This is a genomic window from Sphingomonas sp. Leaf198 (assembly GCF_001424005.1).
In the GTDB taxonomy this organism is placed as follows: Bacteria; Pseudomonadota; Alphaproteobacteria; order Sphingomonadales; family Sphingomonadaceae; genus Sphingomonas.
The window spans coordinates 136,150-150,693 of sequence record NZ_LMPX01000003.1 but is presented as its reverse complement, the minus strand read 5'-3'; the positions used below and the strand labels follow the sequence as shown (position 1 = coordinate 150,693).

13 protein-coding genes are annotated in these 14,544 nt (G+C 66.6%); 8 read left to right on the top strand and 5 right to left on the bottom strand.

Annotation, left to right across the window (positions count from 1 at the left end; genetic code table 11):
* Positions 1-61 precede the first annotated feature (61 nt).
* Positions 62-1,081: an L-threonylcarbamoyladenylate synthase gene (locus ASG20_RS13255; RefSeq protein WP_056054712.1), complete on the bottom strand. Its 1,020-nt coding sequence runs from the start codon at positions 1,079-1,081 to the stop codon at positions 62-64.
* A 46-nt stretch (positions 1,082-1,127) separates the two neighbouring features.
* On the opposite strand from ASG20_RS13255, the gene ASG20_RS13250 reads away from it, so the two are divergent.
* On the top strand, positions 1,128-2,840 hold the full coding sequence (locus ASG20_RS13250; protein WP_056053553.1) for an acyl-CoA dehydrogenase: 1,713 nt from the start codon (positions 1,128-1,130) through the stop codon (positions 2,838-2,840).
* A gap of 634 nt (positions 2,841-3,474) precedes the next feature.
* Positions 3,475-4,293 carry an arylamine N-acetyltransferase family protein gene (locus ASG20_RS13245; RefSeq protein ID WP_056053550.1) on the top strand — a complete coding sequence of 273 codons (819 nt, stop codon included), beginning with the start codon at positions 3,475-3,477 and terminating at the stop codon, positions 4,291-4,293.
* Between the two features lie 310 nt (positions 4,294-4,603).
* On the opposite strand, the gene ASG20_RS13240 is transcribed toward ASG20_RS13245, so the two are convergent.
* Together ASG20_RS13240 and ASG20_RS13235 are read right to left on the bottom strand one after the other, a co-directional pair.
* The gene (locus tag ASG20_RS13240) at positions 4,604-4,960 is read right to left on the bottom strand and encodes a GntR family transcriptional regulator (RefSeq protein ID WP_056053547.1); all 357 of its coding nucleotides are present in this window, start codon (positions 4,958-4,960) and stop codon (positions 4,604-4,606) included.
* 37 nt (positions 4,961-4,997) lie between these two features.
* Positions 4,998-5,573, bottom strand: a complete 576-nt coding sequence (locus ASG20_RS13235) for a nitroreductase family protein (RefSeq protein ID WP_056053543.1) — start codon at positions 5,571-5,573, stop codon at positions 4,998-5,000.
* Positions 5,574-5,682: 109 nt separating this feature from the next.
* Here ASG20_RS13235 and ASG20_RS13230 point away from each other — a divergent pair, with 109 nt between their 5' ends.
* Positions 5,683-7,278 carry a peptide MFS transporter gene (locus ASG20_RS13230; protein ID WP_056053540.1) on the top strand — a complete coding sequence of 532 codons (1,596 nt, stop codon included), beginning with the start codon at positions 5,683-5,685 and terminating at the stop codon, positions 7,276-7,278.
* A gap of 119 nt (positions 7,279-7,397) precedes the next feature.
* On the opposite strand, the gene ASG20_RS13225 is transcribed toward ASG20_RS13230, so the two are convergent.
* Together ASG20_RS13225 and ASG20_RS13220 are read right to left on the bottom strand one after the other, a co-directional pair.
* Positions 7,398-8,390 carry an aldo/keto reductase gene (locus ASG20_RS13225; protein ID WP_056053538.1) on the bottom strand — a complete coding sequence of 331 codons (993 nt, stop codon included), beginning with the start codon at positions 8,388-8,390 and terminating at the stop codon, positions 7,398-7,400.
* Positions 8,365-9,636, bottom strand: a complete 1,272-nt coding sequence (locus ASG20_RS13220) for a dicarboxylate/amino acid:cation symporter (protein WP_056053535.1) — start codon at positions 9,634-9,636, stop codon at positions 8,365-8,367. Before ASG20_RS13220 ends, ASG20_RS13225 begins: the two co-directional genes overlap by 26 nt.
* 69 nt (positions 9,637-9,705) lie before the next feature.
* On the opposite strand from ASG20_RS13220, the gene glmM reads away from it, so the two are divergent.
* From glmM to ASG20_RS13195, 5 genes are all read left to right on the top strand, one after another.
* Complete coding sequence (glmM, locus tag ASG20_RS13215) at positions 9,706-11,046, top strand: phosphoglucosamine mutase (RefSeq protein WP_056053532.1); 1,341 nt, start codon at positions 9,706-9,708, stop codon at positions 11,044-11,046.
* On the top strand, positions 11,046-11,261 hold the full coding sequence (locus ASG20_RS13210; protein WP_056053527.1) for a DUF1272 domain-containing protein: 216 nt from the start codon (positions 11,046-11,048) through the stop codon (positions 11,259-11,261). Before glmM ends, ASG20_RS13210 begins: the two co-directional genes overlap by 1 nt.
* Before the next feature lie 336 nt (positions 11,262-11,597).
* On the top strand, positions 11,598-12,431 hold the full coding sequence (gene thiD / locus ASG20_RS13205) for a bifunctional hydroxymethylpyrimidine kinase/phosphomethylpyrimidine kinase (RefSeq protein WP_056053524.1): 834 nt from the start codon (positions 11,598-11,600) through the stop codon (positions 12,429-12,431).
* Positions 12,432-12,445: 14 nt separating this feature from the next.
* Complete coding sequence (locus tag ASG20_RS13200; RefSeq protein WP_056053521.1) at positions 12,446-13,084, top strand: ribonuclease HII; 639 nt, start codon at positions 12,446-12,448, stop codon at positions 13,082-13,084.
* Positions 13,085-13,260: 176 nt separating this feature from the next.
* The gene (locus ASG20_RS13195; RefSeq protein ID WP_056053518.1) at positions 13,261-14,400 is read left to right on the top strand and encodes a site-specific DNA-methyltransferase; all 1,140 of its coding nucleotides are present in this window, start codon (positions 13,261-13,263) and stop codon (positions 14,398-14,400) included.
* Positions 14,401-14,544: the final 144 nt, after the last annotated feature.

Sequence of the window (14,544 nt, the reverse complement as noted above, 5' to 3'; positions counted from 1 at the left end):
GCCTATCGAAAGATTGAAAATCTCTTCGCGCCTTTGCGCCTTCGCGTGAATCACTCTTCTTTCAACGATGTGCAGCACGGCGAAGGCGGTCGTTGATCGCTTCGCCGATGCCGTTAAACGGGATCGGCGCGATGGCGATCCTCGCACAATCGTTCGCGTCGGCAGCGTGAAGCAGGTCGAACAGCTTCGCCGCGGCTTCGAATAGGTCGTTTGTGCCAGATAGCGTGACGTCTCCCCCGACGTCACCAAACCCGATCAACCACTCGCCCACGGCAGCTTCGGTCGCATTCAACCGGAGCGGCTTGCTTGGCGCATAATGGCTCTCGAGCTGCCCCGGCGCCGTCACCCCAAGCTCACTCCCCCCCGGCGAAGGCCGGGGCCCAATTGGGGGACGCTCGTGATCAGCGCTGCGCCCGGTTACATCCGAGGTTCCAATTGGGCCCTGGCCTTCGCCGGGGGGGTGTTGAAGGTGCTGGCGGATCGCTTCAGCCGTAACGGGCCCCGGCCGCAGCACTATCCGCCCAGCCACGATCGTCGACTCCAACCCCGCCTCGGTAGCCCCATCGTCGATAATCAACGGCACGTTCCCCCCGAGACTCCCCGCAACATGTGCAGCGCTAGTCGGTGAAATCCCCCCGCTCGCATTGGCCGAAGGCGCCGCCAACGGCCTCCCCGACGCCGCGATCAACCCCTGCATAGCCCGATGCCGCGGCACCCGAACCGCGATCGTATCCAACCCCGCCGTCACCAGCGAAGCGATCCCCGAATCCCCCCTGACCGGCAGCACCAACGTCAAAGGCCCCGGCCAGAACGCCTCGGCCAACGCCCAAGCATCCGCATAGAACACCGCGATCCGCTCCGCCGCCGCCAGATCCGCCACATGCACGATCAACGGATTGAAACTCGGGCGCCCCTTGGCCGCGTAAATCCGCGCCACCGCCTCCGCATTCGTCGCGTCCGCGGCCAGCCCATACACCGTCTCGGTCGGCACCGCGACGATCCCCCCATCGCGAATCAGTGAGGCGGCTTCGGCGATCGCGGCCGTGCCGTAGGGTAAAATCCGAGGGTGTGGACGGGTCATTCCACAGGCGTATAGCGGGTCCAAACCGTAGCGATAAGAGGATGCGATGGCCTTCACTCCAGCAACCACCGAACAGCGTTTCGTGCTCGACCATGTCGTGCGGATCGGCGAGATCGCCGCGACCGAACGCTATGCCGCCGCCAGCGACGACGTCGTCGACGCGGTCCTCGAAGGCGTCGGGCAGTTGGCGTCGGGCGAATGGGCCCCGCTCAACCGCACCGGCGACACTGTCGGCGCGAAGTGGACCCCCGACGGCGTGGTCATGCCCGACGGTTTCGCGCAGGCGTACAAGGATTATGTCGAGGGCGGCTGGGGCACGATCGGCGTCGAGGAGGAATGGGGCGGACAGGGCCTGCCGTTCGCGATCCAGACCGCGGTGCTCGATACGCTCGGCTCGGCCAACATGGGCTTCGCGCTCTGCCCGACGCTGACGGTCGGCGCGATCGAGGCGCTCCAGCATCACGGCAGCCCCGAGCAGCAGGCGCTGTATCTCCCCCATCTCGCGACCGGCGAATGGACCGGCACGATGAACCTCACCGAGCCGCAGGCGGGCTCCGACGTCGGCGCTCTCCGCGCGACCGCCACCCCGCTCGGCGACGGCAAGTGGAGCATCAAGGGCACCAAGATCTACATCTCGTTCGGCGATCACGACATGGCGCCGAACATCGTCCATCTCGTCCTCGCGCGGACGTCGGGCGCACCGGCGGGCACGAAGGGCATCTCGCTGTTCCTCGTCCCCAAGTACCGCCTCCAAGAAGACGGCACGCCGGGCGACTTCAACGACGTCCGCGTCGTCTCGATCGAGCACAAGATGGGCCTCCACGCGTCCCCCACCTGCGTGCTGAGCTTCGGCGACAACGACGACTGCATCGGCGAGCTGATCGGTGCGGAACTCGGCGGGATCCGCGCGATGTTCACGATGATGAACAACGCGCGCCTCAACGTCGGTCTCCAGGGCGTTCAGGTCGCCGAGGGCGCGACGCAGGGCGCCGTCGCCTACGCGCTCGACCGTGTGCAATCCGCCCGCGCCGGCTCGCCGAACAAAGAGTCGGTCAAGATCGTCGAGCATCCCGACGTCCGCCGCATGCTGATGCGGATGAAGGCGCAGACGCAGGCGGCCCGCGCACTCGTCTATTACGCGGCCGGACAGGTCGACCGCGCCAACCTCGGCGACCATGCCGCGCGCAACCGCCTCGAACTCGTCACGCCGCTCGCCAAGGCGCACGGCACCGACCTCGGCAACGAAGTCGCATCGCTCGGCATCCAGGTCCACGGCGGCATGGGCTATGTCGAGGAAACCGGCGCCGCACAGTATTTCCGCGATGCCCGCATCACGCCGATCTACGAGGGCACCAACGGCATCCAGGCGGCGGATCTGGTCGGGCGGAAACTGGGGCTCGACAATGGCGGCGCGTTCGCCGCGCTGATCGCCGACATTCGCGCGGAGGCGAAGGACGATCGGCTCTTGGCACTGGTCGACGCGTGCGAAGCGATCGGGCGTAAGCTCGCCACCGCGGACGCCGACGACAAGCTGGCGGCAAGCTACCCGTTCCTCACCATGCTGTCGGTCGCCACCTGCGGCTGGCTGATGGAGCGGCAGGGCGGCGTCGCGGGCAGTGACGATTTCGGCCGGATGAAGACCGCGGCGGTGCGCTTCTACCTCGACCAGATCGTCCCCGAGGCGATGGGGTTGAATGCGGCGGCGAACGCGAGCGCGGCGGTGCTGTACTCGATCGAAGCGGACCTTTTCGCGGCATAAGCGAGGCCGTGAAGAGCGTCCTTCGTCCGAGCAAAGGCTGACGGACGCTCTTACCGTTCGCACACGCGCACCTTCCCGGCGACGGCACCCACTCCGGCGTCGGCATCCACCCCGGCGGAGGCCGGGGCCCAATTGGGGGACGGTCGTGATCTGCGCGGTGCCCAGTTACATCCGACGTTCCAATTGGGCCCCGGCCTTCGCCGGGGTGGTAACGTGTGGGAAAGCGATATCTATTATCGCGGAGTGGAGGGCGGGCGGTGTTCTTTAACGCAATCCTCGATCCTCCCCCGCCAAGGGGGGGCGTGAGGGCCGCTACCGGCCGCGACAGCCTCAAACCACACCGCCACGCAGGGCTCGTTCCGGCATTCACCGTTCCGCAGATCCGAGAGAAATGAGAGCGCGGAACGGTGGTACCCGGAACAAGCCCGGGGTGACGGAGCAAGCAGGGATGGCGCCCCCTTTCCCGTTCGCCCTGAGCGTAGTCGAAGGGCATGCCCAACTAGCAGGTGCTTCGACTGCGCTCAGCACGAACGGCGCGCGCGCTGCATCACGTGCAACATCCAGTCCCCAACCACTCGACGGCCCCGCGCAACGAACGGTAAGGAAGGGCAGAAAATCTCTGAAAGCCCGACCGATGTTCGATCTCGACGCCTATCTCCTCCGTGTCGCGATGCCCGCGCGGCCGACGCTCGATTCGATCGGCCTCGGCCGTCTCCAGCACGCGCACCGTCTCTCGATTCCGTTCGAGGATCTCGACGTCGTCCTCGGCCGCGGCATCGCAATCGACAGCACATCGGTGTTCGCCAAGCTCGTCACCGCGCGCCGCGGCGGCTATTGCTTCGAGCACAACCGCCTGTTCCTCGATGCCCTTGCGGAACTCGGCTTCACCGCCCGCCCGCTGCTCGCGCGCGTCTGGTACGCCGCGACCGACGTGCCACCACCGCTCACGCACACCTTCGCGTTGGTGACGATCGACGGCCAAGACTGGATCGCCGACACCGGCTTCGGCGGCAGCTACACGCCCGTCCTCCCGCTCGCCGATGGCGCCGAAGCCACCGCCCCCGATGGCGCCCGCTTCCGTCTCGAAGCGACTGAGAGCGGCTGGATGCTGCTGCGCGACGGCGATCCGATGACCACCGACGGTCGCGGCGAGACGGGAGGCTTCCAGCCGCAATACAGCTTCACGCTCGCGCAAGTGTTCGACGCGGACCTCGCAATGTCGAACCACTGGACCTCGACCGCGCCGTCCAGCCGCTTCACCCACACCCCGATCGCCAGCATCGTCCTCCCGAACGGCTTCGCGTCGCTGATCGGCCGCAACTACCGCCGGCGCTCGGGGACGGATACGACGGTCGGCGAGATCACAGACCCGCGCGTCTACCGCATCCGCATGAGCCTGTTGTTTGGGATCGACCTGAGCGTCGAGGACGTCGCCGCGCTGGGATTGTTCTGAAGTCTGCCTACGGTTCTGAACCGTTGACTCCGCGTTCGAGCCCTGTGGTCCGAAGCCAGCTCCCCGCGCCATCCCCCACCCCCGTTCGTGCTGAGTAGCGACCGAGTAGCTCCGTTAGGAGCGTATCGAGGGCGCGTATCGAAGCATGGGTTACCCGCGCCAACCTGTCCTTCGATACGTCCTCTCGATACGCCGCTTCGCGCCTACTCGATGACTACTCAGGACGAACGGGGGAGGGGGAGCACGAACGAGAGAGGGTGAGGACAAATGCCAGGGGCAGGGGAGGCGAAAGAAAATCGCTGGAAGCGACCTAAGCCCGCTCACGCTCCAGCAGATCATGCGCATCCAGCCCCAGCAGATCGATATGCCCCAAGATCCGCGGCCACTGCGTCGTCACGAAATTCTCGCGCTCCGCTACACGCAAAGCCTCCGCTGCACCCGGCATCACGAACATCCCGACGCCGCGCCGGACCTCGACATAGCCATCGTCCTGAAAGCTCTGATACGCCTTGGCGACCGTCAGTGGGTTGGCCCCCTGCTCGGCTGCGAATGCGCGGACCGACGGCAATTGGTCGCCCGCACGATAGTCGCCTCGCAAAATCCCCGCAGCGATCGTGCTGCGGAGGCGGATATATACGGGGCTGTCGTCGCTACTGAGCGCTGTCATGCTGTTCTAATACAGCAATTAGCTCCAAAGTCGAGCCTTACGAGCCCCAATGGCTTACCAGCCGTGCCATATCCGGGCGGGGCCGTTCGTCGAGCGCGCGCGACGGCGTGCCGATGAACATAAACCCGGCGATCCGCTCCGCCGCCGAGCCGAATGCATCGCGCACCACGTCCGAATAGGCCGGCCACCCGGTCAGCCAGCCGCCCGCAAACCCCTCCGCATGCACCGCGTGAAGCAGGTTCATGCACGCAGCCCCCGCCGAAAGCTCCTGCTCCCACAACGGGATCTTGCTCTCCTTCGGCGACGACAGCACGACCACCAGAGTCGGCGCCTGGTGCGCGAACTGGTCGAGTGACTCGAGTTCCGTCCGCGACGCCGAAGGCCGCTCCGCCAGATACGCATCCGTGATCAACGTCGACAGAGCCGCGCGGTGCTCGTCGCCGACCACCACGAACCGCCACGGCGCGAGCTTGCCGTGATCGGGCGTCCGCGCCGCAATCTCGAGGATCGTCGCCAGCTGGTAGGAATCGGGGCCGGGCGCGATCAAATCGCGCGGCTTGCCCGAGCGGCGGGTGGCGAGCAGCGAGAGCGGCGTGGAGCGATCGTTGAGCATAGCCCCGCAGATAGGCCCTGATGTGTGATATTTACAGTCCGGGCTTTGTCGTTAAGTTGCGCGCGATCGAGCGCCCGTCAGCGGCGCACACACGGAGCATCACCACCACATGGCCAGCGCAATCCGAACCGGCGGCGTTCCTGCCGATGCGAAGACGTTTTTCGGGCACCCGCGCGGACTGTTCATGCTGTTCTTCGTCGAGATGTGGGAGCGCTTTTCGTTCTACGGCATGCGCGCGATCCTGGTGCTGTATCTCACCAAGCATTTCCTGTTCGGCGATGAGCCATCCTACGCGATCTACGGCGCGTATACCTCGATGGTCTACATCACGCCGATCATCGGTGGCTATCTGTCCGACCGCTTCCTGGGGCCGCGCAAAGCGGTGCTCGCGGGCGGCATCTTCATCACGCTCGGCCATCTGCTGCTGGCGATCGTCGAGGCGCCGCAGGGCGTGCAGGGCGCGGCACTCAACGGCTTCTATCTCGGTCTCGCCTTCATCATCGTCGGCACCGGCTTCCTGAAGGCGAACATCTCGGTGCTCGTCGGCAAACTCTACGCACGCGAGGACATGCGGCGCGATGGGGCGTTCTCGATCTTCTACATGGGGATCAACACCGGCGCGTTCGTCGGCCCGATCGCGGTCGGCATCCTCGGCGAGACGGTCGGCTGGTCGTACGGTTTCGGCGCAGCCGGCATCGGCATGGCGCTCGGGCTGATCATGTTCATCCTGTTCCAGCGCGAGCTCCACGGTGTCGGCGAAGCGCCCGACGCCGCCGTGCTCGCGTCGAAGCTGGTTGGCGGGCTGTCGATCGAATGGCTGATCTATCTCGGCGGGATCGTCGGCGTCGCCGTCTCGTGGTGGCTGGTGCGCAGCCAGGGCGTGGTCGGCACCGCGCTGATCGTCGCGTCGCTCGTCACCGTCGGCTACATCCTGTGGACCGCGGTCGCCAAGCTGCCACGCGTCGACCGCGACCGGATCTTCGCCGCGCTGTTCCTGATCGCGCTCGCGCCGCTGTTCTGGGCGCTGTTCGAGCAGACCGGCTCTTCGCTCAACGTCTACACCGACCAGTCGGTCGATCGCGTCGTGTTCGGCTGGACTATCCCCGCCTCGGTGTTCCAGTCGGTCAACCCGTTCTTCATCATCACGCTGGCGCCGGTATTCGCGGCGCTCTGGACCAGGCTCGGCAAGGTCGGGTTCGAGCCGAGCGCACCGTTCAAGTTCGGCATCGGCCTGATCCTGGTCGGCGCAGGCTTCTTCGCGCTGACGCTCGGTGCGCCGGCACAGGGCCTGACCCCGGCGATTTTCGTCGTGCTGCTCTACATGCTCCACTCGATGGCCGAGCTCTGCTTCTCGCCGATCGGCCTGTCGTCGATGACGCGGCTGTCGGTGCCGAGCATGACCGGGCTGATGATGGGCACGTGGTTCCTCGCGACCGCGGGCGGCAATTTCCTCGCCGGCCTGATCGCGCAGGCAACCGGCGGCGAGGGGGCTGGCGTCGGGCGGGTGCTCGAAGTGTACGGTCGGATCGGCTGGTTCGCGATCGGCGTCGGCGTGGTCGTGCTGGTGCTCGCGCCGTTCGTGACCAAGCTGATGCATCTCGACCAGATGGGCGCGGTCGATCACGCGATGGCCGGCCAGAACGAACTCGGCGAACCGGGTGCTGCCGGCCTCGATACGCGCGGCGAACAGGTACCGCGGGGCTGAGGCAAAATTCCCCTCCCGCTTGCGGGAGGGGTTAGGGGAGGGGACGAAGTACGTACCGGCGTCCGGCTCGCGAGGCACGCCCCTCCCCCGACCCCTCCCGCAGGCGGGAGGGGAGAAGATCAGATCCGCGTCATCGACAGCGCCTTTTCACCGTAGCGGGGCCCAGCCGTCCCACCCCGCGGCGCCGCCGCGTCCAGCTTCGCCAGATCGTCCGCCGACAGCGTGATATCCGCCGCCTTCATGCTGTCCTCCAGCGTAACCCGCCGCTTCGATCCCGGGATCGGCACGATGTCGTCGCCCTGCGCCAGCAACCACGCAAGCGCCACCTGCGCCGGCGAAGCGCCATGCGCATCGGCAATCGACTTCACGACCGCGACCATCTCCATGTTCTTGGCGAAGTTCTCCTCCGAATAGCGCGGGTCATTCCGCCGGTAATCGCCCTCGGGCAGATCCGACCGCGCGGTAATCTGCCCCGTCAGGAACCCGCGCCCCAGCGGCGAATACGGCACGAACCCGATCCCCAGCTCGCGGCACAACGGCAGGATCGCGTCCTCGACATCGCGCTCCCACAGCGAATATTCGCTCTGCAAAGCCGCGATCGGATGCGTCGCCGCCGCGCGGCGAATGGTGTCGAGCCCAGCCTCCGACAGCCCGAGATGCCGCACCTTGCCCTCGCGCACGAGGTCCGCCATCGCGCCGACCGTATCCTCGATCGGCACGCCCGGATCGACTCGGTGCTGGTACAGCAAGTCGATCGTCTCGACCCCCAGCCGCTTCAGCGATCCCTCGCAAGCCCGCCGCACATTGGCCGGCGTGGAATCGACCCCCGTCATCCCGTTCTCGTCATAGCGGAAGCCGAACTTGGTCGCGATCACGACGCCGTCGCGCTTGCCGCGGATCGCCTTGCCGATCAGCTCCTCGTTGACCAGCGGACCATAGATTTCGGCGGTGTCGAACAGCGTCACGCCAAGCTCGATCGCGCGGTGGATCGTGGCGATGCTCTCGTCGGCGTTCGCCTCGCCGTACATGCCCTTGCCGATGCCGGCCATCGGCATGCAACCGAGACCCAGCGCGGAAACCTCGAAATCAGGGCCGAGCGTGCGATACTTCATGGGTGTTCTCCTGAGCGCCGACGCGATCGGACCGCGCTGCGACGGAGATGGTAACGGCGGTGTCCATCGTCACGTTCCCGACGGTCCGAAACAGGTCGGGTATGGTCTCCACCGCGATGAGCAGACCCAGCACCTCGAGCGGGATGCCCATCGCCAGCGCCACCGGCGCGACCGAGGCGACGAAGCTGATCGTGCCGGGCAGCGAGATCGACCCCATCGTGGTGATCGCCGCGGTCGCCACGCCCGCCGCCATCTGGCCCGGCCCGATCGGCAGCCCGAGCCAGTGCGCGACGTACAGTGCGACGGCCAGGTTCATCGCCGGGCTGGTCGCGCGGAACACCGCGACCGACAGCGGCAGGACGATCCCGGCGGTGGCGGGCGACGCACCGAGATCGGTCGAGGCCTTCAACATCGCCGGCAGCGAGGCGAGCGACGATTGCGTGCTGATCGCCACCGCCTGCGCCGGCGCGACCGCACGCGCGAACCGGCCGAAGCCGACCCGGCCGCCGATCATCCCGATCGGATAGGCGGACAGCAGGACGATGAAGCCGATCGCCGAGACGCAGACGATATAGTGCAGGAGCGCGCCGAACGCCGCCGTCCCGGTGCGCGCACCGACGCCGTAAGCGAGCGCGAAGATGCCGATCGGTGCCAGCTTCAGCACCCATGTGATGATGATCAGCAACGCATCGACCACCGCCTGGAAGAACCCGGTCAGCACGCGGCGGCGATCGTCGGGCAGCTTCGTCACGGCAAAGGCGAACGTCAGCGCGAAGACGGTGAGCGGCAGGAACGAATCGCTCGATGCGGCAGCGACGATGTTGGTCGGCACGATCGTGTCAAAGAACGCGCCGATCCCCGGCACCGGCCCGACCGGCGCGGCGCCCGTCAACGCGGCGCGCAACGCGGATCCAAGCGCGCGCGGCAACGGAAAGGCGTCGAGGATCAACGGCATGACCAGCGCGGACATGATCGTCGTGCTCCACAGGATGACGACGATCATCACCATCGCGCGCACGGTGATCCGCCCGGCGCGCGCCGCCTCGGTGGTCGCGCCGATGCCGGTCACGAGCAGCCCGACGACCAGCGGCACGATCACCATCTGCAACCCGTGCAGCCACGCCGACCCGATCGGCTGCGTCACCGCCGTCGCTGCAATCGCATTCGCCGGCGACCACGCCGCCGCGGCGATGCCGATCGCGATGCCGCCGATCAGGGCGGCGAGAATCCGTGTAGTCTGCGACATGCTCGCCCTTCGTGATGTACCGCGCTATCAAACGGATCGGACACCGATACGGGACGGAAAGCACGCGCGATGGCAAGAAAATATTTCGGCACCGACGGCATTCGTGGTGCCACCAACGTCTCGCCGATGACGGCACAGATGGCGATGAAAGTCGGCATGGCCGCCGGCGCGTATTTCCAGCGCGGCGATCACCGCCACCGCGTCGTCATCGGCAAGGACACGCGGCTGTCGGGCTACATGCTCGAATCTGCGTTGGTCGCGGGCTTCACCAGCGTCGGCATGGACGTCGTCATGGTCGGTCCGATGCCGACGCCCGCGGTGGCGATGCTCACCCAGTCGATGCGCGCGGACATCGGCGTGATGATCTCCGCCAGCCACAATCCCTATGCGGACAACGGCATCAAGCTGTTCGGCCCCGACGGCTACAAGCTGTCGGACGAAGCCGAGGCAGCGATCGAGGCGTTGATCGACGGTGACATCCCGCTCGTCCCCTCCGACCAGATCGGCCGCGCGCGGCGGATCGAGGACGCGCAGGGGCGTTACATCCACTTCGCCAAGTCGACCTTCCCCGAGAATCTCCGCCTCGACGGGATGCGCGTGGTGCTCGATTGCGCGAACGGTGCCGCCTACAAGGTCGCACCGTCGGCCTTGTGGGAACTCGGCGCGGACGTCGTCGCGATCGGCGTCACCCCCAATGGCATCAACATCAACGACGGCGTCGGCTCGACCGCCCCGCAGGCGCTCGCCGAGACGGTAGTCGCCAGCGGCGCGGACATCGGCATCGCGCTCGACGGCGACGCGGACCGGCTGATCGTGGTCGACGAGACCGGCACGATCGTCGACGGCGACCAGCTGATGGCGACGATCGCGGCCAGCTGGGCACGGCAGGGGCGGCTTGCAGGTGGCGGACTGGTCGCCACCGTGATGTCCAACCTCGGCCTCGAACGCCATCTCGCCGCGCAAGGGTTGGGCCTTGTCCGCACCGCGGTCGGCGATCGCCACGTGCTCGAGAAGATGCGCTCAAGCGGCTATAATGTCGGCGGCGAACAGTCGGGCCACATCATCCTGTCCGATTACGCGACGACCGGCGACGGCCTCGTCGCGGCGTTGCAGATCCTCGCCGAGGTCAAGCGCTCGGGCGCCCCGGCCAGCGAAGTGCTCCACCGCTTCGAGCCCCTGCCGCAGCTGCTCAAGAACGTCCGCTTCGCCGGCGGCAAGCCGCTCGATCACGACGCGGTCAAGGCGGTGATCGCCGAAGCCGAGGCCGAACTCGCCGGCAAGGGCCGGCTCGTCATCCGCCCGTCTGGCACCGAACCGGTGATCCGCGTGATGGCGGAGGGCGATGATCTTGCCCAAGTCGAACAGGTCGTCGACCGGATCTGCGACGCCGTCCGGAAGGCCGCCGCCTGATGCTCGAGATGCGCCCCACCTGCGAACGCTGCACCGCCGACTTGCCCGCCGACGCACCGGGCGCCTTCATCTGCTCGTTCGAATGCACCTTCTGCGCGGAGTGTGCGGACGCACTCGACGAGCGGTGTCCGAACTGCGGTGGCGAACTGCTCGACCGGCCGACAAGGCTGGGCGAGGCGCCGCCGCAAAAGCCGGCAGCGGGCAGGCGGCACTAGGCGCCATTGAAGTAACCGCCACCTCGCTCCTTACCGCCACCCCAACCCCTTCTACCACCCTAACCCCTTCTACCACCCCGGCGAAGGCCGGGGCCCAAATGGGGGACGGTGCTAACCAAGGGCATCGCTCCGTTGCTTCGGCCTTCCCAATTGGGCCCCGGCCTCCGCCGGGGTGGCTGAGGGGCATACCGCTGTCCTACATATCAACAGGTATGACATAGCCCAGCATATGAACGCCAACCGCGCCAAACCCTGCTCAGCCACCCCAAACGGCTCCGCCACGAAACCGCGCGAGCGTCTACACTTTCTATACTTCACTTTTTCCGACGACCTCCGATGACCGCCAGAATCCTCATAATAGCCGGCTCGGATTCCGGTGGTGGCGCAGGCATCCAGGCGGATATCAAGACCGTCACGATGCTGGGCGGCCACGCAATGACCGCCGTCACCGCGATCACCGCACAGAACACGCTCGGCGTGCAAGCGGTCCACCAGATCCCGACCGACATGGTCTTGGCGCAGATCGGGTCCGTCGTCTCGGACATCGGCGTCGACGCAATCAAGATCGGCATGATCGGTTCGGCAGAAACTGCCAACGCGGTCGCGGATCTTCTCACTAGCTTGTTCTCCCGCGAAGGCGGGAGCCCAGACTGGACTCCCGCCTTCGCGGGAGAACAAGGGGGGGCGGGCTGTCCTCAAAGTTCAAGCATCCCCATCGTTTTCGACCCCGTGATGATCGCAACCAGCGGCTCCGTTCTCGCCGACGCCGCCACCATCGCCGCCTTCACCCGCCTCATGCGGATCGCCACGCTCGTAACCCCCAACCTCCCCGAACTCGCAGCCCTGGGCGGCGAGACCGCAATCCGCGCACTAGGCCCGGCAGTCCTCATCAAGGGCGGCCACGCCGAAGGCCCCCACATCACCGACCGTCTCATCACCAACGCCGGCGAAACCCGCTGGACCAACCCCCGCATCGAAACCCGCCACAGCCACGGCACCGGCTGCACGCTCGCCAGCGGCATCGCCACCGGGCTCGCTCAAGGCCTGCCGCTCGGCGCCGCAATCGAGCGCGCCATCGCGTTCGTCCGAGCCGCGCTTGCCAACGCACCCGGGCTAGGCGCAGGCCACGGCCCAATGGGGCACGCCCTCGGCAACAGCCCGTTCGACTAGTTGAAAGACCGCCAATGCCCGGCATGAAACACGAAAAGCTCTGCGTCGGCCCCGTCGCCGGTGTCGACGAAGCCGGTCGCGGTCCGCTCGCCGGCCCCGTGGTCGCAGCCGCCGTGATCCTCCCGGCAAAAGGCGTGCCGCGCGGTATCGACGATTCGAAGAAGCTCTCCGCCTCCGAGCGCGAACGGCTCTGCGCGCGTCTCAAAGGCTGTGCGATCGTCGGCATCGGCATCGTCGAGCCCGAAGAGATCGACACGCTCAACATCTACTGGGCGACGATGAAGGCGATGACGCTCGCGGTCGACGCGCTGGCGGTCGAGCTCGGCCGGGCCCCCGGCCACGTCCTGGTCGACGGCAACCGCCTGCCGCGCTGGACCTACCCCGCCACGCCGCTGGTCGGCGGCGACGCGAAGTCGCTGTCGATCGCCGCCGCCTCGATCGTCGCCAAGCACACGCGCGACCTGATCATGATCGCCGCGGCGGACGTGCATCCCGAATATAACTGGCATTCGAACAAGGGTTACGGCTGCGCGCACCACATGAAGGCGCTCCGCGATCACGGCCCCACGCCGATTCACCGCCGCAGTTTCGCCCCCGTCGCCGCCGCCTATCTGACGCGCGAGGGACTTTTCGCACAGGAAACGACGAGCTGAGTCTTTCGCGCCACACCCCAAGGGCTTGAGCCGCGAGTCTCCCACGACTCAACATCTGGACGAAGCCGACTCGATTGGCCGCATCGAGGGAATCTGGCCCAAACGCCGTTAACGAATGTTTGCTTGACGGAGTCGGACAATTCCGCCGCTATGGGCGTCGACAAGGGGCGGAAATCATGGGTTTGATCGACACGATCGCACGGCCGCGTGCGAAGAAGACAGTGGAGCCGGCGGTTCAGCCGGTCCTCCCGCTCGACCAGATCCTGCGCGGCGACTGCATCGAACGGATGAAGGCGCTCCCGTCGAACTCGATCGACATGATTTTCGCCGACCCGCCGTACAACCTCCAGCTCGGCGGTGAACTCTATCGCCCCGACGGCAGCCACGTCGACGCGGTCACCGACGACTGGGACAAGTTCGACACCTTTGCCGCGTACGACCGCTTCACCCGCGCCTGGCTCAAGGAAGCGCGCCGGATCCTCAAGGACGACGGCGCGCTCTGGGTCATCGGCAGCTACCACAACATCTTCCGCGTCGGTGCGGCGGTGCAGGATCTCGGCTACTGGATCCTAAACGACATCGTCTGGCGCAAGACCAACCCGATGCCCAATTTCCGCGGCACCCGCTTTACCAACGCGCACGAGACGCTGATCTGGGCGTCGAAGGGCGAGAAGGCGAAATACCACTTCAACTACCGCGCGATGAAGACGCTCAACGACGAGCTCCAGATGCGCAGCGACTGGGAATTCCCGACCTGCGGCGGCGCCGAGCGGCTCAAGAAGAACGGCACCAAGGTGCATCCGACGCAGAAGCCCGAGGCGCTGCTCTACCGCATCCTGCTCGCGTGCACGAAGCCCGGCGACGTGGTGCTCGATCCGTTCTTCGGCACCGGCACCACCGGCGCGGTCGCCAAGCGCCTCGGCCGCAGCTGGATCGGAATCGACCGTGAAGGCGACTACATCGAAGCCGCGCAGGAGCGGATCGAGGCCGCACTGCCGCTCGACGAATCGGCGCTCGCCACGATGATGAGCCCCCGCACGCAGCCCAAGGTCGCGTTCGGCGTACTGGTCGAGAACGCGTATCTCGCTCCTGGCGCAGTCCTGACCGACTCGAAGCGCCGCTGGCGTGCGACGATCCGCGCGGATGGCTCGCTGCTCAGCGACTGCGGCACGATCGGCTCGATCCACAAGCTCGGCTCGACCCTCCAGAACGCCCCCGCCTGCAACGGCTGGAGCTTCTGGCACTACGAAAGCGACAAGGGCCTGAAGCCGATCGACGACCTCCGCCAGACGTATCTGCTGGCAACGACGGTCTGAGCAAAGTTCCGTTCGTGCCGAGTAGAGACCGAGCGTAGTCGAGGACTCGTATCGAGGTACAGGTCCCTCGATACGCCATCTCGACAAGCTCGATGCCTACTCGGGACGAACGGGGTGGTTTGAACGTACGGTGGATTTGAGGAA